The organism is Fundicoccus sp. Sow4_H7 (genome assembly GCF_052115865.1).
In the GTDB taxonomy this organism is placed as follows: Bacteria; Bacillota; Bacilli; order Lactobacillales; family Aerococcaceae; genus Fundicoccus_A.
In genome coordinates this window covers 70,535-93,202 of record NZ_JBQKME010000003.1, presented here as the reverse complement: position 1 = coordinate 93,202, position 22,668 = coordinate 70,535, and the positions used below count along the sequence as shown (strand labels likewise).

At 34.4% G+C, this 22,668-nt stretch carries 16 protein-coding genes and 1 pseudogene; 1 reads left to right on the top strand and 16 read right to left on the bottom strand.

Features of this window, described 5'->3' with window-relative positions; genetic code table 11:
• Positions 1-123: 123 nt before the first annotated feature.
• Positions 124-3,447 (bottom strand): DNA polymerase III subunit alpha, encoded by a 3,324-nt coding sequence (locus ACTQ54_RS04520; RefSeq protein WP_441754968.1) that lies wholly within the window; start codon positions 3,445-3,447, stop codon positions 124-126.
• 98 nt (positions 3,448-3,545) lie between these two features.
• Here ACTQ54_RS04520 and ACTQ54_RS04515 point away from each other — a divergent pair, with 98 nt between their 5' ends.
• On the top strand, positions 3,546-3,737 hold the full coding sequence (locus ACTQ54_RS04515; protein WP_441754967.1) for a YjzD family protein: 192 nt from the start codon (positions 3,546-3,548) through the stop codon (positions 3,735-3,737).
• Between the two features lie 82 nt (positions 3,738-3,819).
• On the opposite strand, the gene queA is transcribed toward ACTQ54_RS04515, so the two are convergent.
• The 15 genes and pseudogenes from queA to ACTQ54_RS04440 form a co-directional block, all read right to left on the bottom strand.
• Positions 3,820-4,854, bottom strand: coding sequence for a tRNA preQ1(34) S-adenosylmethionine ribosyltransferase-isomerase QueA (queA, locus tag ACTQ54_RS04510; protein WP_441754966.1), 1,035 nt, complete (start codon positions 4,852-4,854; stop codon positions 3,820-3,822).
• Entirely contained in the window at positions 4,854-5,873 is a 1,020-nt protein-coding gene (gene ruvB / locus ACTQ54_RS04505; protein WP_441754965.1) for a Holliday junction branch migration DNA helicase RuvB, read from the bottom strand. The genes queA and ruvB overlap by 1 nt, the downstream gene beginning before the upstream one ends.
• Before the next feature lie 17 nt (positions 5,874-5,890).
• Positions 5,891-6,493, bottom strand: a complete 603-nt coding sequence (gene ruvA / locus ACTQ54_RS04500; protein WP_441755081.1) for a Holliday junction branch migration protein RuvA — start codon at positions 6,491-6,493, stop codon at positions 5,891-5,893.
• A 4-nt stretch (positions 6,494-6,497) separates the two neighbouring features.
• The gene (gene msrB / locus ACTQ54_RS04495) at positions 6,498-6,935 is read right to left on the bottom strand and encodes a peptide-methionine (R)-S-oxide reductase MsrB (protein ID WP_441754964.1); all 438 of its coding nucleotides are present in this window, start codon (positions 6,933-6,935) and stop codon (positions 6,498-6,500) included.
• 78 nt (positions 6,936-7,013) lie between these two features.
• Positions 7,014-8,921, bottom strand: coding sequence for a DNA mismatch repair endonuclease MutL (mutL, locus tag ACTQ54_RS04490; protein ID WP_441754963.1), 1,908 nt, complete (start codon positions 8,919-8,921; stop codon positions 7,014-7,016).
• 19 nt (positions 8,922-8,940) lie between these two features.
• On the bottom strand, positions 8,941-11,523 hold the full coding sequence (gene mutS / locus ACTQ54_RS04485) for a DNA mismatch repair protein MutS (RefSeq protein ID WP_441754962.1): 2,583 nt from the start codon (positions 11,521-11,523) through the stop codon (positions 8,941-8,943).
• Between the two features lie 31 nt (positions 11,524-11,554).
• Positions 11,555-12,382 carry a TIGR00282 family metallophosphoesterase gene (locus tag ACTQ54_RS04480; protein WP_441754961.1) on the bottom strand — a complete coding sequence of 276 codons (828 nt, stop codon included), beginning with the start codon at positions 12,380-12,382 and terminating at the stop codon, positions 11,555-11,557.
• 152 nt (positions 12,383-12,534) lie between these two features.
• Positions 12,535-14,094, bottom strand: coding sequence for a ribonuclease Y (gene rny, locus ACTQ54_RS04475; protein WP_441754960.1), 1,560 nt, complete (start codon positions 14,092-14,094; stop codon positions 12,535-12,537).
• Positions 14,095-14,609: 515 nt separating this feature from the next.
• The gene (recA, locus tag ACTQ54_RS04470; protein WP_441754959.1) at positions 14,610-15,671 is read right to left on the bottom strand and encodes a recombinase RecA; all 1,062 of its coding nucleotides are present in this window, start codon (positions 15,669-15,671) and stop codon (positions 14,610-14,612) included.
• 79 nt (positions 15,672-15,750) lie between these two features.
• On the bottom strand, positions 15,751-17,004 hold the full coding sequence (locus ACTQ54_RS04465; RefSeq protein WP_441754958.1) for a competence/damage-inducible protein A: 1,254 nt from the start codon (positions 17,002-17,004) through the stop codon (positions 15,751-15,753).
• A 145-nt stretch (positions 17,005-17,149) separates the two neighbouring features.
• Positions 17,150-17,728, bottom strand: a complete 579-nt coding sequence (gene pgsA / locus ACTQ54_RS04460) for a CDP-diacylglycerol--glycerol-3-phosphate 3-phosphatidyltransferase (RefSeq protein ID WP_441754957.1) — start codon at positions 17,726-17,728, stop codon at positions 17,150-17,152.
• Positions 17,729-17,902: 174 nt separating this feature from the next.
• A pseudogene (locus ACTQ54_RS04455) lies at positions 17,903-18,760 on the bottom strand (helix-turn-helix domain-containing protein); the annotation flags it as partial.
• A 247-nt stretch (positions 18,761-19,007) separates the two neighbouring features.
• Positions 19,008-19,961 (bottom strand): ABC transporter permease, encoded by a 954-nt coding sequence (locus ACTQ54_RS04450; protein ID WP_441754956.1) that lies wholly within the window; start codon positions 19,959-19,961, stop codon positions 19,008-19,010.
• Complete coding sequence (locus ACTQ54_RS04445) at positions 19,961-21,046, bottom strand: ABC transporter permease (protein WP_441754955.1); 1,086 nt, start codon at positions 21,044-21,046, stop codon at positions 19,961-19,963. Before ACTQ54_RS04445 ends, ACTQ54_RS04450 begins: the two co-directional genes overlap by 1 nt.
• On the bottom strand, positions 21,039-22,607 hold the full coding sequence (locus ACTQ54_RS04440) for an ABC transporter ATP-binding protein (RefSeq protein WP_441754954.1): 1,569 nt from the start codon (positions 22,605-22,607) through the stop codon (positions 21,039-21,041). The genes ACTQ54_RS04445 and ACTQ54_RS04440 overlap by 8 nt, the downstream gene beginning before the upstream one ends.
• Positions 22,608-22,668: the final 61 nt, after the last annotated feature.

Sequence of the window (22,668 nt, the reverse complement as noted above, 5' to 3'; positions counted from 1 at the left end):
ACCTCAAAACATCTATTTTAAAATAAGCAGTGCCTTAACACTATCCTTTGTTATTCTACCATTAATTTTTCTATAAGTCATATAATATTCAAAATAAATATCATTTTTCTAATACATTGGTAACTATTTATAGATAACGTTTTTATAACCCAAAAATTGTTTTAATTTTTCTTGAACTTTAAAGCTATAAGAAATTCTAAAATGAGCAGATAATTCCCAATGATTATCTTGGCCTAAACTGACAATAATACGACAAGGTCCCGGATTTTCGGTAGCTAATTGTTTAATAAAGTCAATTTGACTTACATGATCATCGGCTGGACTGAGGCGAATATAACAAGTTGAATATGATTGGTTTATTTGACCTTTCTCTCTGTTTTGCATACTATCAATAGCATTAACTATAATCGTACGTTCATTATTTTTGTTAGTATCTACTAGCCCATCCACTTGAACAATGTTATTTTCCCTCAATAAATAATTCGTTTGTTTCCAAATATTAGGAAAAACAACTAAATCAATGGATTGAATTTCGTTACTTAATTCAACGAATGCCATAGGTTCGTTATTTTTAGTTTGAATTGTACGGATTGATTCAATCAGACCAATTGTTTTTATCCGTTCTTTCTTTTTCTTAGCAGATAATTGATCGATAGGAATATAAACTCCATCTTTAAACCAATCAGCATAGTTATCAATTGGATGACCTAAGGTACTAAATCCGAGCCATTCTTTCTCGATATTCACCATTTCTAAAAAGCTGTATTCCTCATGCCAATTAATTTTAGGTTCCAATTCTCCAAACAAACTGATACTACCTCCACTAAATTGAACACTTTTTATTAAATTATCCAAATTCAGAATAAGGGTTTGGCGGTTATAACCTAAATTATCAAAAGCACCAGTATAGATAAGCGGTTCAATATATTTGGCTTGGAGATATTTACTTGGGATGCGTTGCAAAAATTGTATGAAATCTTTAAAATTTCCGCCATGATGTCGTTCACTTAATAAGACATTAATCCAATCACGAGACATCTGTTTGATTGATTCAAAACCTAATTGAAGTTGTTGATGAACAATAGAAAAACCTGCTTGGCTTTGGTTAATATCAATTCCGTATATTTTACCAATGACTTGTCTAGCTTCATGTAAATAACTTAAATCCGCTTTTCCTGTATTTAAAATGGACATGTAAAAAGCTGCAGGATAATGAACTTTTAGGTAAGCTAATTGATAAGCTAAGTAAGAATAGACTACTGCGTGGGAACGGTTGAAACCATAACTAGCAAATTCATAAATATAGGCATATGTCTGCTCCGCTAGCTCCCTTGTCACACCTCGTTCGATACTGCCTGCAATAAAGGCTGCTCTTTTTTTAGTCATAATATCTACTTGTTTTTTCCCCATAGCACGACGTAAAATATCCGCTTCACCTAAAGAAAAGCCTGCCATAGTCTGACAAACTTGCATGACTTGCTCTTGGTAAACAATGATACCGTAGGTTTTTGATAAAATCGGTTCAAGCATAGTGTGAATGTAATCAAAGGATTCTTGTCCATGCTTACGCTTAATAAAATGGTCAATTTGCTTCATAGGACCTGGTCTAAACAAAGCATTTACCGCTACGATATCTTCAAATGTATCGGGTTTTAATTGCCGCAATACATTTTTCATGCCACTTGATTCAAATTGGAAAACACCGTTGGTGCGCCCACCACTAAAAATCTCAAAAACAGATGCATCATCCAAGGGTATACTTTCAATATCAAAATCTGGATCATTGACTTTAACCTGTTGAATAATCTCTTCCAAAATATGCAAATTTCGTAAGCCCAAAAAGTCCATTTTCAATAAACCAATATCTTCAATGTCATACATCGTAAATTGAGTGAGTAACAATTGATCTTGGCGATCAATAACAGGAACTAATTTATCAATTTCAAAATCACTGATGATGACAGCCGCCGCATGCGTAGAAATATGTCTTGGACTGCCTTCAATCGTTTTGGCAATGTCAAAGACTTGTTGATTTTCAGGGCTCTGTTGAACAAACTGACGGAATTGATGAGAATCATCATAGGCTTTTTGTAAATTAAGATTTAATTCATTCGGTATCAACTGTGACCACTGCTTTAAGACACGACTATCATAGCCAAACACACGTAAAACATCTCGAATAGCAGATTTAGCCCCAAACGTTCCAATCGTACTAATTTGTGCTACTTGGTTATATCCGTATTTCTCTGCTAAAAACATTAAGACCCGATCGCGTTTGCTGTCGATAATATCAATATCAATATCTGGCATATTAAACCGTTCAGGATTTAGGAAACGTTCAAATAGCAAGTCATATTTAATCGGATCAAGTGATGTTATTTTTAATAAATAACTCACTAATGAACCTGCCGCCGATCCCCTTCCAGGGCCAATACGAATGTCATTTTCATGACAATAGGAAACTATTTCCCAAACAATTAAAAAATAATCACTAAAGCCCATTTGTCGAATCGTATTTAACTCATAAGCTAAGCGTTGACGGTAAGTCTCATCATCATTTAAATATAATTTTTCTAATTGTTCAAAAGTCAATGCTTCTAAAAATTCATCAGATGATAAGTTTGAATTCGTATTAAACTTCGGTAATAATTGGTTGTTTTCAGGAAACACAACATGCAGCTGTTCGATTAATTCTTCAGTATTGCTGATACATTCCGATAAATCGTTTGCTTTATATAGTGCGATTAAATCTTCTTGCATGTATAAGTAATTACCACTTTGCATGCCCATTAAAGAACGATCAACCGTCTCGTTGTTATCAATAGCTTCTAAAACTTTCAAACTGAAAGCAGGATGGTCTTTTAAACTATTTAGCTCTTGATTGGCAACAATCGTTAAATTATATTTTTTAGCAAACTGTCTTACTATTTGTACTTCTAGGGCATTATATGGGTAGACAGCTAAACCTAAATAAATATTTTCTTGACCAAATAAGTCAATCCACCTCTTCAAAATTACTTCAGTCAAGTCGTAACGATCATGAATTAGGGCTTGTTCAAGTTCACTTTGTTTCCCCAATGTGATTAAAACCAAGTCTTCGGCTTCGTTTTCAATGTAATCCCACACTTTTTTAGCAGAATAATTCGGCTGATTCACCAGGCGTGATATTTTAATTAAATGATGATAGGCATTAAGATTTTTAGCATATAATAAAAGTGAATACTTCTGGTTTAAGTCCACTACGCCTTCAATCTCTAAGGTCATGCCAATTAAAGGTTTTAAGCCGTTTTTTATTGCATGCTGGTAAAAAGTATAGACGCCGTATAAAACATTGACATCAGCAATTCCTACATGCTTATAACCGTATTCTTTAGCCGTTATGATATAGTCTTCAATTTTCAAACTACTCTTTAATAAAGTAAAAACAGTACGAACATTTAATAACAAAATTAGTCACCTCCATATAAAAATTATTTTAAATTATTCCTTATCTATTGTTATTTAATATAAAAGTGCTAAAATTAACATCGAAAGAAGGTTAAATTATGAAGTATATTATTACAATCATTTGGGGCTTTATCTTAGGTCATGTCGTGTATTATTTAGGTAGTTCATTAACATCTACTCCTTACGACTTTACCTTAGCAACAATTTTAGGTTTGGTCATGGCTGTTGCCACAGTTGTTTTAGCACAAATTCTTTTAAAATCAGATAATGAAGAAGTTAAAAAATCATAATAAATATAAATTTATAAATCAATTATAGTATAAAAGACACTCCTTAACCAACTGATGGGAGTGTCTTTTTTATTGACTATTTTTATAAAATCAACATGGCATCGCCAAAACTAAAAAAGCGGTATTTATTTTGAACGGCATGATGATAAGCTGCCATGATTTGATCGCGATCATAAAATGCACTCACAAGCATCATTAATGTCGATTCAGGTAAATGGAAATTCGTGATTAAATGATCAACGACTTGATAGTTAAATCCCGGCGTAATAAATATTGATGTCCAACCGGTGCTAGCAACAATTTGTCCATCATGTTCTTTAGCGATTGTTTCTAATGTTCTTACACTTGTTGTTCCAACTGCTGTAATTTTTCCACCATTGGCTTTTATTTTTCTTAAGGTCGTGGCTGATTCATCGGATAACTGATAATACTCAGCATGCATGTGGTGGTCTTCAATTCGCTCTGCTGAAACTGGACGAAATGTACCCAATCCAACATGTAGGACCAACGGTACTATTTGAATCCCTTTTGCTTTTGCTTGTTCAAGTAGTTCAGGCGTAAAATGTAAACCTGCGGTCGGTGCTGCAGCTGAACCATTGGTTTTAGCGTAAACCGTTTGATAGCGATCAGGATTGTCTAATCTTTCTTTTATGTAAGGAGGTAAGGGCATATTACCTAATTGTTCAAGAATTTCTAAGAAGACACCTTCATAAGTGAATTCAATGATTCGTCCACCATGCGGCAATATTTCGATAACTTCTGCTTGTAATTGGTTATCTTGACCAAACGTAATAATTGTGCCGACTTTGGTGCGTTTAGCGGGTTTTATTAGCGTCTCCCATTGGTTGCCACTAGTATTATTTAATAAGAGAACTTCCAAATGAGCTAATGTATCTGCTTTAGTTCCCATTAGACGTGCTGGTAGAACGCGGGTTTCATTAATGACCAAGGCGTCCCCTTCATCTAAGTAGTCTAAAACATGATTAAAGTTAGTATCTGTTAATTGATCGTTTTCTCGATTAACGACTAATAAACGCGAAGATGAACGATCTTCTAAAGGGGTTTGAGCAATCAGTTCTTCTGGTAAGTCATAGGCAAAATCTTTTGTTTGATACATTAGTTATTCTCTTCCAATCTATACAATCTATCTATTTTTAAATGGTCATAAGCTAAATCTGTTACGACACGTCCTCTAGGAGTTCGTTTTAAAAAACCATTTTGAAGTAAAAACGGCTCGTACATATCTTCAATCGTTTCGGTATCTTCACCGATATTTACTGAAATCGTCTTAATCCCAACCGGTCCTCCATCATAAAGTTCAATCATGGCAGTTAATAGTTTTCTATCAATCGCATCGAGACCACGCTCATCAATATCTAAAATCGTTAGAGCTTCTTGCGTCAAGTTTTTAGTGATGTGGCCATCTGCTTTAACTTGGGCAAAGTCACGGACTCTTTTTAAAATACGGTTTGCAATTCGAGGCGTTCCTCGGCTCCGTAAAGCTATTTCACGAGCCGCTTCTTCTTCAATTTCAGTGTCAAAAACTTTGGATGAGCGCTCAACAATCATATGTAAATCATTGGTGGTGTAATAGTCCATATGGGCTAAAATACCAAACCTATCTCTTAATGGCTGTGTTAGCATACCAGCACGTGTGGTAGCTCCTATTAAGGTAAAAGGCGGCAATTCAAAATGGACGGCATGTGCCCCACTCCCTTGACCAATGACGATGTCAACATAGTAATCTTCCATGGCTGAATATAAAACTTCCTCAATCACACGTGGCAAACGATGAATTTCATCAATAAATAAAATATCACCTGGATTCAATTCATTCAAAATAGCCAGCAAATCACCTGAACGTTCAATAGCTGGTCCACTCGTTGTTTGGATATTGACATTTAATTCATTAGCCATAACCATTGCTAAGGTTGTTTTCCCTAAACCTGGAGGGCCATAAAACAAGACATGGTCTAGTGCTTCTTCACGCATTTTGGCGGCTTCAATATAGATGCTTAATTCAGATTTGATTTTATCTTGACCTATATATTCTTTTAAAAATCGAGGTCTCAAACTAAATTGGAGAGCATCAGCTTCTTGAAATTGTCCTTCTACAATACGATTTCCTTCTTCCAATATGTGTCACCTCAGTATTATTTATTTAAAAGAAGTTTAAAGGCTAAGCTGAGGGCTTCTTGAGTTGTTGTTACAGCAGCTTCTTGAATTGGTGTTTCAATGCGCTTAATTTCTCTTTGTGAGTAACCTAAGCCTGAAAGTGCTTCTGTTACTTCGTTTAATATAAGGCTGTCAGTTACAGCAACATTTTCAACACTTTCTGTCCCAGCTATATCTGGAATAAAATCAAGCTGCCCCTTTAAATCCAAGATCATTTGCTGAGCTGTCTTTTTACCAACACCCGGAAATTTTGTTAAATATGTGCTATCGCTCGATTCAATGGCTCGAATTAAACCTTCATGGTCGTTTGCTGCTAAAATTGATAAAGCACTTTTAGGGCCAATACCTGAAACACGATTAAGTTTTAAAAATAATTGTTTTTCATAAAAATCAATGAAGCCATATAATATCATCGCGTCTTCACGGACAACAAGTTCCACAAAAACAGTTAAGGTTTGATTAAGGGATTCTTGTAATCGGTAAGGGTTAGCGGTTTGGATTTGATAACCTATTCCAGCTGTCTCCAAGACAATATAAGTAGGAGCAATTTTAGTTAATTGCCCCTTTATATATTCGTACATCATATTATTTTACCAATTCTTTATATTCGCCATAGCCTTTAGCATCCATTTCTTCTAATGGAACAAAACGTAAGGCTGCAGAATTAATACAATAACGTAAGCCACCTAATTCTTCCAAACCATCATTAAAGACATGACCTAAATGCGAGTCTGCATTTTGGCTTCTAACTTCAATACGACGGATAGCTAGACTGTCATCCACTTCTTCTACAATGCTCGCTTGATTAATCGGTTTCGAAAATGATGGCCAGCCACAACCCGCATCATATTTATCGGTTGAAACAAATAATGGTTCTCCACTCACTATATCTACATAGATTCCTTTTTCATAGAAATCATCATATTCACCTGTGAAAGGTCTTTCGGTAGCATTTTCTTGTGTTACTTTATATTGAATGTCATTCAGTACTTTTATTTCATTTTCAAATTCATTTTTACGCATGTTAAAACCTCTTTCTTTTTACCTTATTGTTCTTTATCATAGCGAAGTCGGTTATTATTATCAAATATTTAAGTATTCCTAGAAAAAGCTCGGAGTATCATGTGGGTCTTGGATTCGTTTAAATAACTTTTCCAATGTATTGGTAGTTATGGCAACTAAAACCGGGCGACCATGTGGACAAAAATAAGGATCATTCAGGTTAGCCATTTGATTGATAAGGGCTATTGCTTGAGTTTTATCTAAATAATGATTGGCTTTTATAGCTCCTCGACAACTTTGCATAATGATTGATTTCTCTTTTACTTGCGGAATTGTTAATTCCGGATTTTCTACAAGTAAATCAGCCATGTCACTAACAAGCTTTTCAACTTGACTTGCCTCTATCCAATTAGGATATGATTCTAACTGAAAACTATTAGGTCCAAATGGTTGAAGGTCGATACCCATTTTGGATAAGCGAGGTAAAGTATCTTCAATCTCTGCTATTTCACTCTGCCTAAAATTAAGTATTAAAGGTAGGAGCAGTTGTTGTTGGTCATCTGTTCCAAATTCATCTGCCATCATCTGCTCATAGCGGATTTTTTCTTGAGCGGCATGCTGATCAATCATGTAAAATCCGCCCTCATATTCGGCAATTAAATAAGTTCCATGTATTTGACCGACATAGCGTAATTGCCTGAAATCAACACGTTTCTCTTGTGATGTTTCTTTTTCTAATCTTCTAGGATATTCACTTATATCAGATTCATTTTCTGTAAGAAGTTCGTTTAAAGTCGTATCTACTTCATTTTTATATTGTTGGGCAACAGATGCATTTTCATTAATCATTGAATTGCTTAGTGCCCTAGCTAAATCTTGACTTATATCTTGATTACTTTTTGGGGAACTGGATTGCTTTGTTTGATTAAAATCAAAAGGAATGACTTCTGTTTTAACTTGTGGCTGATAATTCGATTGACGGTTAAGATTTGTTAAATCTGCATTCGGTACTGGATTTAATTCCATTAAACGTGTCCGGATTGTCTCCGTGAGTAATTTAGTTAACTCTTCTTCCTTACCAAAACGTACTGTTTGTTTATTGGGATGGACATTTACATCGACCAATTGCGGATCTAATTTTATATGAATAACAACGATAGGAAAGCGGCCAATCATCAATTGTTTTCCATAAGCATTCAATAAAACTTGGGTTAACTTATTACTTCTAATAGGACGTTCATTGACTAACCAATGGATATAATAACGGGATGTACGGGTAATTGAAGGCGGTGAGATAAAGCCTTCTATAGAAAAATCATTGTCCGCATTTTTAATGGCTAACATGTCACGGGCTAATTGTGGCTGATAGACATTAGCTAAGGTTTGCCTTAAATCACCATTTCCGTAAGCTAAAAAGATCCGTTGATCATTATTATTTAATTGGAAACGAATAGTAGGATTGGCTAAAGAAGTATCCTGAACAAAATTAAGTATGTGCTTGAGTTCATTTTTAGTTGAAGTCAAATGTTTTAATCGTGCGGGTGTATTGTAAAATAAACTATTTACAACAATGGTCGTTCCTGTTTTTGCCTTTGCAACCCCTTTATTGACTAAAGTCGAACCTTCAACTTCAATGAAATTCCCTTGGTCTGGATTTTCATGGTAGGTCGATTCAATGCGAACTTTAGCAACTGATCCGATACTGGCCAAGGCTTCCCCTCGAAAACCTAAGGAATTAATTCTTTGTAAATCAGCTAAACGGAATATTTTACTCGTTGCATGTGGTAAAAAAGCCATTTCTAAGTCCGTTGCATCCATTCCTTCACCATTATCCGATACAACAATTTGCTGAATACCTGATTCTTTTAAGGAAATAATAATTTCTGTACTACCGGCATCAATTGAATTTTCCACCAATTCTTTAACAACAGAAGCAGGTCTTTCAACGATTTCTCCTGCTGCAATTTGATTAGCGAGTGTTTCATCCATTTGTTTAATTTTCCCCATGAAACCACTCCCTCCTTAATTATCTTAGCTTATTCTGTAATTCAAAAAGCAACTGCAAAGCGTCGATTGGCGTTGTTTCGTTAAGGTTTAACTGTTTAAGTTGATCGATAACTTCTGCCTTTGCTGGATCTTGCGGAGAAGTCTCTCCTATACTAAATAAATCGAGTTGAACATCATCTTTTTGACGAAGTAATGAAGCGTTAGACTCTAATTCAATCAAAATTTCTTGACTCTGCTGAATTATTTCTTGAGGTAAACCAGCAAGTTTAGCTACATGAATACCATAACTTTTATCAGCAGGGCCTTCAAATATTCGATGCAAAAATACGACTTCGCCATCATGTTCGGTTGCTCCCACATGAATGTTTTTAAGCGTAGGAACAGACTCTTCTAAAGAGGTTAATTCATGATAATGCGTAGAAAATATTGTAATCGCTATTACATGCTTAGCGATATAATGAATAATTGCCTCTGCTAGAGCCATCCCATCGAATGTTGCCGTCCCACGCCCTATTTCGTCAAATAATAACAATGAACGCGATGTCGCTTGAGTTAAGGCTTGTTGTGTTTCTATCATTTCGACCATAAACGTACTTTGACCGCTGGAAATATCATCTGAACTACCAATACGCGTGAAAATTTTATCCATAATCGGCATCACTGCTTTTTTAGCAGGAACAAAACAACCTATCTGGCTTAATATGACTGCATAGGCGACTTGACGCATATAAGTACTCTTTCCTGACATATTTGGACCGGTTAATAATAATAAATATTGATCGTCTTTAATTTCAACATCATTGGCTACAAAATTACTAGCGCCAATCAAATATTCAACTACTGGATGACGACTTTCAACAATAGACATTGCCTGTGTATCAGTGGTTAAGATGGGTCGTACATAACCTTCTTCCTCACTAATTTTCGCAAAATTGCATAGGACATCTAATTCAGCAATTTGTCGTGCTAATACTTGTAAGCTTTGAATCGATTCATTTACTTTTTCACGTAAGGATAAAAACAATTGATATTCCAAATCCGTTGACTTTTCAGTTGCCTCTAATATTTTCTTTTCAATTGTTTTAAGTTCTTCAGTAATAAAACGTTCATTATTTGTCAAAGTTTGCTTGCGCTCATAACGATCATCTTTTAATTGGGTGGCTTGGAGTCGACTAATTTCAATATAGTAACCAAACACCTTATTATAACCAACTTTTAAGGTTTTTAAGCCAGTTTTTTCTCGTTCAGATTTTTGTAAATCCATTAACCATTCTTGCCCATTTTCAAGCGATTCACGGTATTCATCTAATTTGTCATCATAGCCTGATTTAATAATATTTCCTTCTGTTAAACTAATCGGAGGTTCATCTACTAAAACATCCTCTAGCAGTTGTCGCAATTCAGAATGTTCTTCTAATAACTCAAATTGAAAGTCTTTATTGACTAAGTCAAAGCTTGGGTCTTGATTAATTCGCTTAACGATTTCATTAATAGTAGGAATTTGTTGCAACGACTGCCTTAAATGACTCATATCACGCGCATTAGCAGTCCCTAAACTAATTTTTGAAACTAACCGCTCTAAATCATAAACATTAACAAATGATGCGGTTAAATCAATTCGATCAAAATAAGTATTAATTAATGTTTCAACACGTTGGTGGCGTTTTTCTAAAGCCTGTATGGACAATAAGGGTTTATCTAACCACTGATGTAATAAACGGCCCCCCATTGCTGTTTCAGTCTTATCAATTAGCCATAACAAACTCCCTTTTTTTCTTTGGGTTCTAAGCGAGCGTGTTAGTTCTAATTGCGTTTTAGCATAATAATTCATTTGTAAAAATGCATTAATTTCATAGCGTTCAATGGCTTTTACATGGTTCACCGCTTGTTTTTGAACATTGAGTAAATACTTAAATAAGTAATCTAAGATAATTTTTTCTTCATCGTTGGCATTCTTTAAGTCCCATGAAAAAGCAATTTCTGTAGGAATCCTTTCATTTTCAAAAAAACTATAATGTGTGGTAACCTTTTTTTGGAGTTCACTTATCCACTCAGCATCTTTTTGATAATATACAATTTCTTTAATGGTCAAGGAACGAATTTCATTGATTAATGCCAACAAATCATCTGTCGCGGTTATTAAAGCATCTCCTGTAGAGACATCAATATAAGCTAAGTAGTATTTATTATTTAATAAAGCGACACTGGCTAGATAATGATTCTCTTTTGATTCTAATGCTTCATCTTGAAGGATTGTACCTGGAGTAATGACTTTTATAACTTCTCTGTGAACCATTCCTTTGGTTAATTTAGGATCTTCCATCTGTTCGCAAATGGCGACTTTTTGGCCTGCTTCAATTAAACGTTGAATATAGGATTGGGCAGAATGATATGGAACACCACACATTGGTATCGGATTGTCAGCATTTTTATTTCTAGATGTTAAGGTAATTTCTAAAATTTTTGATGCTTCAATGGCATCTTCATTGAACATTTCATAAAAATCACCTAGGCGAAAAAACAAAAATGCATCTGGATATTGAGCCTTTATTTGGTTGTATTGTTCCATCATGGGAGTCGTTTTTGTTTTTGTTTTCGTCATCGTTTCACCTTGTCCTTGCTAATAGATGTATTTAATAAAAATCGTTTGTCTTAATCGTTACATTTTGATGTGTGTGTTCTTTATCCGTTAAATAAATCGGTTCAATTCTTGAAACTAATCCTGTTTGATCATTGATATCTAAATAGACCGCACTTAATAGAACATGATTTGATACGGATTCTTCTAGTCTGGTTGGAAGTTGGCTAACGAATCTTTGGATGACATCTGAAGGTTTAAATCCAATGATACTTTCTATTGAACCTGTCATACCAACATCCGAAATAAAGGCTGTCCCACCTTTTAATATACGGGCATCTTTGGTTTGGACATGCGTATGTGTTCCTAAAACAGCTGTCACTTTACCATCAAAAAGCCAGGCAACCGCTTGTTTTTCACTTGTTGTTTCCGCATGTATATCTATAATAATGTGTTTTGTTCTTTTACGAACATTTTCAATTAATTCGATTAATGTATAGAAAAGATCTTGTGCCGGGTTCATAAAAGCATTCCCTAATATATTAATAATGGCTAATTCTATGTTATTTATTTTAATAAAACGGAGTCCGTGTCCTGGGGTTGTTGTCGGCAAATTATATGGTCTGATTAAACTGTCAGCCTTGTCGATAAATGTAAAGATTTCTCGATTGTCAAATGCATGATTACCTAAGGTAATGGCATTCACACCTTGATTTAATAACCATTTATATAGTTTTTCAGTAATCCCTCGACCATTACTCAAATTTTCACCATTTGCTATCGTAAATTGTGGTCGATAATGTTTTTTCATCTGTGGTAAATATTTTTCAATTGCCTTTTGTCCACTCGTCCCAACGATATCTCCAATGAATAAAACCCTCATAAAATCCTCTTCCTAATTTTTATCTAACATTCATTTTAACAATCTATCAGCTAAATTGAAAGTATCGGCTTAAGTATCTCTTTCACTATAGATAAATAAAAAATAAGAACCTCGAAAATTGAGGTTCTTAAGTAAAGTTAAGCTAATGCTTGTTATTTTGCGTATTCAACCGCTCTAATCTCACGAATAACGGTTACTTTAATATTTCCAGGATATTTCATTTCTTCTTCTATGCGTTTTCTAATATCTCTTGCTACTTGTACAGCTTGAGCATCGCTAAGTTCGTTAGGTTGAACAATAACGCGGATTTCACGTCCCGCTTGAATTGCATAACTTTGAGTCACTCCTCCAAAGCTGTTGGCAATTTCTTCTAGTTTTTCTAAACGACGAATATAACTTTCAAGTGATTCACTTCGTGCACCTGGGCGTGCGGCAGATAAAGCATCTGCAGCTGCAACTAAAACTGAAATAGATGAAGTTTGCGCTGTATCACCGTGATGCGAAGCGATGGCATTAATAACTGTTTCAGGCTCATGATATTTAGTTGCTATTTCAGCACCAATCTCAACGTGGGAGCCTTCAATTTCATGATCTAGAGCTTTACCAATATCATGTAATAAACCAGCTCTCTTAGCCAATACGATGTCTTCTCCTAATTCAGCAGCCATTACACCTGATAATTTTGCTACTTCGATACTGTGTTGAAGTACATTTTGGCCATAACTTGTACGATAAGCTAAACGTCCGAGAATTTTTATTAAATCAGGATGAAGTTGATGCACCCCAACTTCAAAGGTTGCTTCTTCACCGACTTCACGTATTTTTTCGTCCACTTCCTTACGTGCTCGCTCCACCATTTCTTCAATTCTGGCAGGATGAATTCGTCCATCTTGAATTAATTTATCTAGGGCAATTTTTGCGATTTGACGACGAATCGGATCAAAACCACTTAGAATAACTGTATCAGGTGTATCATCAATAATTAAATCGACACCGGTCAGACTTTCTAATGTGCGAATATTTCTACCTTCACGTCCAATGATGCGCCCTTTCATTTCGTCATTTGGTAAATGTACGACGGTGACAGTATTTTCAGTGACAATGTCTGAAGCGCTACGTTGAATTGCCTGTAAAATTATATTTTTAGCATTACGATCGGACTCATCTTTTGCTCTTTGCTCAGCATTCTTAATTAAAACAGCTATTTCTTGTGACAATGACATCTCTGTTTCTTCTAAAATAATGTCTCTAGCTTCACTTCTTGTTAGCATAGCAACTCGTTCTAATTCATTTTGCTGGTCTACAATTAATTGCTGAATTTTTTCTTCATTGAGAGTTAATGCATTATTTCTTTTGATATAATCTTCTTCTTTTAATTCAATATTTGACTCACGTTTATCAAGAGTATTACTCTTTTTATCAAGTTTATCTTCTCGTTGATTCAAACGTTTCTCCAATGAAGCTGTTTCTGCTTTTCTTTCTTTCAACTCTTGCTCAATTTCATTACGGTACTTTAAATTCTCTTCCTTCGCTTCAAATAGAGCCTCTCGTTTTAAAAGTTGAGCTTGTTGAATAGCGTCATCAACAATTGTTTCAGCGTTTTCTTTCGCATTTGATATTCTTTTTTCATCTGAAGTCTTCTTCACATAAAATCCAACAATAAAACCAATAATTAAAGCAACTATCGCGAAGGCGTATGATACTAAGTCCATAATTTCACCTCCGAATCTTCTTTAATTTTTATATTCATTTTATAAATTGATGTAAAATAAATAGTGTGAACACACACACTTTAATAATAGTGTTAAAAATCAAAACTGTCAATATTTTCATGTTATCGCCGTAATATTGTGGAAAAGAATAGTTTATCTATATTAATAACATTAAACTAATTAGTGCAATTCGCAAGGAAGGTTATTCAATTAGTGCAAACCAATTTATATAACATTTTACTTTTTAAGTGTGTTTTTATACAGATTAATAGCTAATCGTATTAATCAATTTAGATAAGTGATATAGTTGTTATTGATAATTAGTGTTTTGTTGCGATTTTAAAATATCATTAATCTTATTGTTTGAACGGAATAATGCGATAATTCAATGTTTGAATATATTTTATTTTAAATAAATAAAAAATCCAAAGTTTTTATTATTTAGTTTGCATTATGGAAATGCGACAAATAAAAAAAATTGGATTAAATTATTCTTTAGTTTATTTAATTTTATCCTAATCAGTCAAAGGTAATTCTGTTACAAGATCTTCTAATGATTCAGCGTCATTTGCTTTAGATCCTTCATCATCAATTTGATAATGCGCACGCACTTTTGCATCAATGTCCTGACGAATTTCAGGATGATTTTCTAAAAATTGTTTGGCATTTTCTCGTCCTTGACCAATTCTTTCTTCACCGTAAGAATACCAAGATCCGGCTTTATTTATTACATCAATTTCTGCAGCCATATCTACTAATTCTCCCGTTTGAGAAATACCTTTACCATACATAATATCTACCATGGCTTCTTTAAAAGGTGGAGCAACTTTATTTTTGACAACTTTGATCCGTGTGCGATTCCCAATCAACTCTGAACCATTTTTAATTGATTCGGTTCTTCTAACTTCTAGACGAACAGAAGAATAAAATTTAAGTGCTCGACCGCCTGGTGTTGTTTCAGGATTTCCAAACATAACGCCAATTTTTTCACGTATTTGGTTAATGAAGAAACAAATGGTTTTAGTCTTATTGACTGAACCAGATAGTTTTCGTAATGCTTGTGACATTAAGCGAGCTTGTAACCCCATATGGGAGTCTCCCATCTCACCTTCGATTTCTGCCCGGGGAACAAGCGCTGCAACCGAGTCAATAACGACAATATCAACTGCGCCTGAAGAAACTAAAGCATCAGCAATTTCTAATCCTTGTTCACCTGTATCAGGTTGAGATAATAATAGCTCATCAATATCAACACCTAATTTAGCGGCATAATCAGGATCCAATGCATGCTCAGCATCAATAAAGGCAGCTAAACCACCTTTCTTTTGAACTTCAGCGATGGCATGTAAGGCTACAGTTGTCTTACCTGAAGATTCTGGTCCGTATACTTCTATAATTCTTCCTCGTGGATAGCCCCCAACACCTAAAGCAATATCTAATGCTAATGAGCCTGTCGAAACAGTCGATACTTTTGTATCTGTTTTTTGACCTAGCTTCATAATTGAACCTTTACCAAAACTCTTTTCAATATTTTTCATTGCTACTTCTAAAGCTTTTTGTCTATCTTTATCTACCATAATGATCCTCCATTCTCTTGTAACTATACTTTAACTAATTTTAGCAAAACAATCAAGTAAAAAGCGAACATTTGTTCTGTTATTTTAAATATTCTCTTATTAGATTTAATCCTTCATTTTTACTCTGAAGACGGACAATTGAACGTGGTTTATCAGAGATATTTAATTCAATGACAGTCGTTGCTTCATTTTTCTTTGCTAAGGCAATGAAGACTTGTCCAACTGGATGTCCCTCCAATTCATCTGGGCCTGCTACACCTGTAAATCCTAAGGCTAAATCGGAATGACAGATTTCTAAGCAATTTTCTGCCATCGCTATTGCGACTTGCGAACTGACAACACTTTTTTCTTCAATAATTTGTGGATCGATGTTTAATAATTCGATTTTAGCTTGATTACTATAGGTGACAAAACCACCCTTTAATATTTTTGATACGCCTTCAATATTTGTCAAAGATTCTAAAACCAATCCACCTGTTAAACTTTCAGCAATACTTAATGATTTATTATTTTCAATTAATAGATCAATAACATGATGTTCAATCAAATAATCTTGTCCATAGCCTAAAAAAGCAGAAGGAATTCGATTTATTATATCATTTGCTAAGTTCTGATTAATTTGTTGCGCCTCATGTTTAGTTTTAGCGTTGGCAGTGAGTCTAACTGTGACTTGTTTTGGCTTTGCGTATAAGGCTATTGTTGGATTGGTCTGCTGTATAATAAGATCGTCTAATTCTTTTGCTACTTGTGCTTCGCCTATACCATAAAAGTTCAAATAAGAAGATTCAATGGCATCTTCTTTTTGAAAAATAGACTGGATATAAGGTTTTGCATAATGATCGAACATGTGATTCATTTCAAAAGGTGGACCTGGTAAAACAATGATAACTTGATTATGTTTGTCTTTCGTCATATATATAGCAGAACCACACGCTAAACCAACTTCATTAAAAAAACTCGTCCCGTTTTTAAAAGTTAAGGACTGGAAAAAATCTGTTTCTGATAATTTCCGATCTTGCGAGCTAAAATACGTCTGTATTTTATTCCATTGGTCGCTATCTTCAACTAACTCCGTTTGAAAATATTTTGCAATAACAAATTTTGTTATATCATCACGCGTTGGCCCAATACCACCGGTAAAAATAATTAAATCACTTCGATTAGCAGCAATTTCTATGGCCTCTAATAGACGATTTTCATTATCACCTACTGTTTGCTGAAAATAAACACCAATTCCCATATCCAATAGTTTTTGACTCAGAACAGAGGTATTTGTATTAACAGTATAGCCCATTAATAATTCTGTTCCTATAGAAATAATCTCAGCTTTCAATCAATTTCCCTCTCTCTATATATACATAACAAATCGTCAATTCCATTTTCTTAGCTATAACAAAAATCGTACTTTTACCTTTCTTATTCCTATCTTTATTATTATAAAGAATAAATAAAAGTAAAAGTACGTATCTTGAGTTATATTAAAGGTCTTTAAATAAGAAACGTGCCTGATAAAAATAATCAAATCCTGAATAAACAGTAAAAATTAAACAAATAGTATATAAAATATTAGCAATTGGGATATTGAAGTAACTAAAACCTATATCATTAAATAAATAAAATACAATTGCAAACATTTGCGTTAATGTTTTTATTTTACCTGGCATTTTGGCAGCCATGACTTTCCCATCAGTTTGTGCAAGTAATACACGTAAACCTGTTACCATGAGCTCTCTACCTAAAATTATGAATACAGTCCAACCCCAAATAACTTGGGCTTCAACTAGTAAGATTAAGGCTGCCATAACGAGTAATTTATCTGCCATAGGATCAAAGAATTCACCAAATGAAGTGACCAAATGATGTTTTCTCGCTAAATACCCGTCTACATAATCCGTGCTACTTGCTATAGCAAAAACAATACCAGCCAAAAGTTGATTTACAGGAATCTCTGTATTTAGCCAATTAACTTGGCCCAAGTCTAGCGGAAGGACTAATAATAAAATAAATACAGGAATTAGTAAGACGCGTACTGTCGTAATTTTATTAGCGATATTCATATATTAACACCTTTATTCATTATCAGGATTTAGAACAGCAGGTCCTTGGAATTCGGGTGACGTTTCTTCAGATTCAGCTGCATTATCTTCTAAATCTAATTCAATACTTTCAACTGTTTCATCTGTTGGTTCAACATCATCTGCTAGAACAAAAGTAATCGTATCGCCATAATATGCACTCATATCAATTTCAACACCGTTGACCGTAAAAGTACCACCTTCTGGGTATCCGATATCCATTCTAAGTGTTTCCACACCTTGACTAACAGTATGTTCAAATGATTCATCTGCCGTAATGGTCGTATCAACAACCAGTGATCCATCTTCAAAAATACCTACCCAAACATATCCACTTGCTTCAACGGCAAAGTCATAGCTTGAAAATGGTGAATTAAGGGCATAAACAGGACCTGAGCTTTCTGTTTCTAATAAAGTAATAACTTCTCTACCAACACGTAGATCGTTTTCACCTAATTCTATAACTTCGCTCTCAGCGGATTCAATGTTACTTTCTGAAGAAGATTCAGCGACGGCACTTTCAGGCTCAACTGAACTAATTACAGAATTTTCAATTAAACTTTGCGAGCTTGATGTCTGATTTTCTCCTTGCCCAATATTTGTAATCGCAATAATCAAAGAAATCATAATCATAACGATAATGGCAATTAATAAGATAAGGGGTAAATATGAAAGGATCATTTCCATAATATTTTGTTCGTTTTGATTACTGCGACTATCTAAACGACTTGGTAATTCATTGATTTCTTCTAATTCAATGTCATCTATCTCATTAGAATTTATATCCAATTCTTGTTGGTAAGTTTCTAACAACTCGTCACCATTTAAACCAACCATATCGGCATATTGTTTTACAAATGCTCTTGCATAGAAATTACCAGGCATTTCATCGAAGTTTCCTTCTTCAATTGCAATTAAATATTTTTTTTGAATTTTAGTCATTTGCTGCAAAGTATTTAATGTATACCCTTTTTGAATACGGGCATCTCTTAATTTATTTCCTAATTCACTCATTGGCGTTGCTCCTTCTACTAGATAAATCTACGCTTTAATTATAGCATATAATATTAGGTAAAACATGAATATTTCACACTTTAACTCTTGTTTTATTATTAAATAATTCTTTCATCAATTAGTCATAAAAAATTCTTTTTTGCCATTAATTTAGTCTTTTATATGAATATTCGATGTTTAAAAATTAAAGAACACGATAGATGTATAATAACATGTATCGTGTTCTTATATAATATTTACTTAAATATTATTTAGATTTTATATAGGTTGTACCATTAGCTGCTGGTCCTGAGGATTTCCCAACAAAGCTTACTAATACAATAATTGTTATGATATATGGTGCAATTTGCAACCATACAGATGGAATTGAACTTATAACAGGTAACTGAGTTCCAACGACCGCAATACTTTGCGCAAAACCGAAGAAAATAGCTGCTAACATAACACCAATTGGGTTCCATCTACCAAAAATCATTGCTGCCATCGCCATAAATCCTTGTCCAGTAATGGTGGTAATTGAAAAAGTGTTTGTAATTGATTGTGCCATAACAGCTCCACCTAAGCCACCGAAAAAGCCTGATAATAAGATCCCTGCATAACGCATTTTATAAACATTAATACCTAAGGTATCTGCTGCTTGAGGGTGTTCCCCTACTGAACGTAGACGTAAACCAAAGGTTGTTTTATATACAACAAACCAACATAAGATTGCAGCTAATATCCCTACATAAGCAGGTAGCGAAACTGAAGTAAAGAAAATTTCTCCAATAATTGGAATATTTTTTAAAACAGGAAATGAGAAGTATCCATAAGAATTTAAAATACTAGGTGTCTGCCCAGCTCCATCGAATATCACTTTTGTGAGGAAAACACCTAAGGCTGGCGCTATAAGATTGAGTACTGTTCCTGAAATAATATGATCCGCTCTAAAATTTACAGTTGCAACAGCATGTATAAGTGAAAAAATAACACCTGCAGCGCCTCCAAACAACATAGCTACCCAAGGTGTCCAGCTCCCGAAAATGTCAGCTAAAAGTAAGTTCATTAAAATAGAAGTGAAAGCTCCCATAACCATGATTCCTTCTAGACCAACATTGACTGTACCACTACGTTCTGAGAACATGCCTCCAATAGCTGTATAAATTAATGGAGCAGAATATACTAAAGTTGAGGAAACAATTAAACTTAATATATTTACCATTAGTCATCACCGCCTTGCGTGATTATTTCTGTATTTGAAAGTTTAGGTTTTTTACGACGATCCAAAAAGTAAGTGATGATATAGGCTGAACCAACAAAGAAAATAATAATTGCAGTTACAATGCTAACTATCTCTGTAGGAACTTGCGCGACTAGAGGAATCATGGTTCCCCCTGATTTTAATCCACCAAATAAAATACTAGCGAACAATATACCTAATGGATTATTGCCACCTAATAAAGCTACCGCCATACCATCAAATCCAATAGCAGGCGCTACTCCATTCATTAAGAAGATATTTCCGAATTCCCCTAGCCCGTTCATAACGCCTCCAAGACCAGCTAAGCCCCCAGAAATAACCATTGCTAAAATAATATTTCTCTTAGCGTTCATACCAGAATATTGAGCAGCATGACGATTCAAACCAACAGTTTTCAATTCAAATCCTAAGGTTGTTCGTGTCATAAAAATATAAACAGCTATAATCGCAATAATTGCCAAGAAAAAGCCTAAATGAAACCGAGAATTATTGGTTAATTCGGATAACCAACCTAATCGTAAAGTTGCATTTGCACCAACTGCCGGTGTCTTATCTGCACGATCGGTTAAAACATATCTTATTAAATAATCTGTTACAAATACAGAAACATAGTTCAACATAATTGTTACAATAACTTCACTGGCGTCAAAAAATGCTTTTAAAAGACCTGCAATTGCCGCCCAAAGTGCGCCAGCTGCTATACCAGCAATAATTGCTAAAGGTAACACAATCCAACGGCTAGCATCTGGTAATAATAGCCCAATCCAAACTGAAGCTAACCAGCCACATAAAGCTTGTCCAGATAAACCAATATTAAAGAAACCTGCTGTATATGCAACAGCGAAACCTAAACCAGTAAATATTAGCGGAGTTGCCGCCCTTAATGTTTCTCCAATACGATATGCATCGCCTACAGCTCCTTGGTATAATGCCTTATAACCTGCTACTGGGTCAAAACCAAAGACTAACATAATAATGGCACCTGCAAGAAAGCCAACGACAATTGAAATAATAGGTACTAATAAGTTAATCCATTTTCTACTCATCAGTCTTTGCGCCTCCTTGTCCTCGGTGTGCTAAAACTTCCTCAAATGAAGTTCCAGCCATTAATAAACCAATTTCTTGTTCATTTGTTTCATCAACTAGCATATTTGCCACAATCTTCCCATCATGCATTACTAAAATGCGGTCAGATACATTTAAAATTTCATCTAATTCGAAACTCATTAGCAAAACAGCTTTATTATTATCTCTTTGTCGTATTAATGCTTTATGAATATATTCAATTGCTCCCACATCAAGTCCACGCGTAGGATTAGCAGCAATTAAAAAATTAGGTTGCAAGTCTAGTTCCCGTGCAATAATGGCTTTTTGTTGGTTACCACCAGACAATGCCCGAGCTGGAACTTTTTCTGAAACAGTCCGAACATCATACTGTTCAATTAAGCGTAGAGCCTTTTTCGTAATTTCTTTGAAGTTTAGGAATCCAGTGTTTGAATATGGAGCTTGATAATATTGTTTTAAAACCATATTATCTTCTAATTTCATATCTAAAACTAAACCATATTTGTGTCTATCTTCAGGAATATGGGCTAGACCCATATTAGAAATTTCACGACTAGATTTATTATTCAGTTCTTGTCCATTCAATATAATCTGACCGCTTTCGATTGGCATAAGTCCAGTTAAGGCTAAAATCAGTTCAGATTGACCATTACCATCAATCCCAGCAATCCCTACAACTTCACCATTACGAACTTCAAGACTTAAATCTTCAACTGCCATGACACCACGATTATCTTTAACAAATAAATTTTCTACTGATAAAGCAACATCTGTTGGTTGAGCAGGGTTTTTCTCAGTTTTAAAGCTTACTGAACGGCCAACCATCATATCAGCTAGTTCACGTGTAGAAACACTCTCAACATCAACCGTATCAATGGATTCGCCACGTCTTATAACAGTACAACGATTAGCGACCATTTTAATTTCATCTAGCTTATGGGTAATTAATATAATAGCTTTCCCCTCATTTGCTAGTGCTTTTAATGTTTTCATTAATTCATCAATTTCTTGAGGTGTTAGGACTGCAGTTGGCTCATCGAAGATCAGAATATCTGCTCCTCTATAAAGAGTTTTTAAAATCTCAACCCTTTGTTGCATCCCTACACTAATACTTTCAACTTTCACATCTGGATTAACAGATAGACTATACTGTTTAGACAATTCCATGATTCTTTGTCGTGCTTTATTTTTATCTAAAAAAATATTATTGACAGGTTCATTACCTAAAATAATATTTTCAACAACCGTAAAATCTTCAATCAACATAAAGTGTTGATGAACCATTCCTATACCTAACTGATTCGCTTCTGTTGGTGAGTCAATCGATACTTTGTTGCCATTTAATAAAATATCTCCAGAAGTAGGTTCCAACAACCCTGATAAAATGTTCATTAAAGTTGATTTCCCTGCTCCATTTTCCCCAAGCAAAGCATGAATTTCGCCTTTTTGTAGTTCAAGATTGATATTTTTATTGGCGTAAAAATCACCGAATTGCTTCGATATTCCACGCATCTTAATAACCGGAACTGATGTTGATTCCATGTCACTCCTCCAATCATCTATAAAAAAACTAAGACAATAAATAAATCCATAAAAACGATAA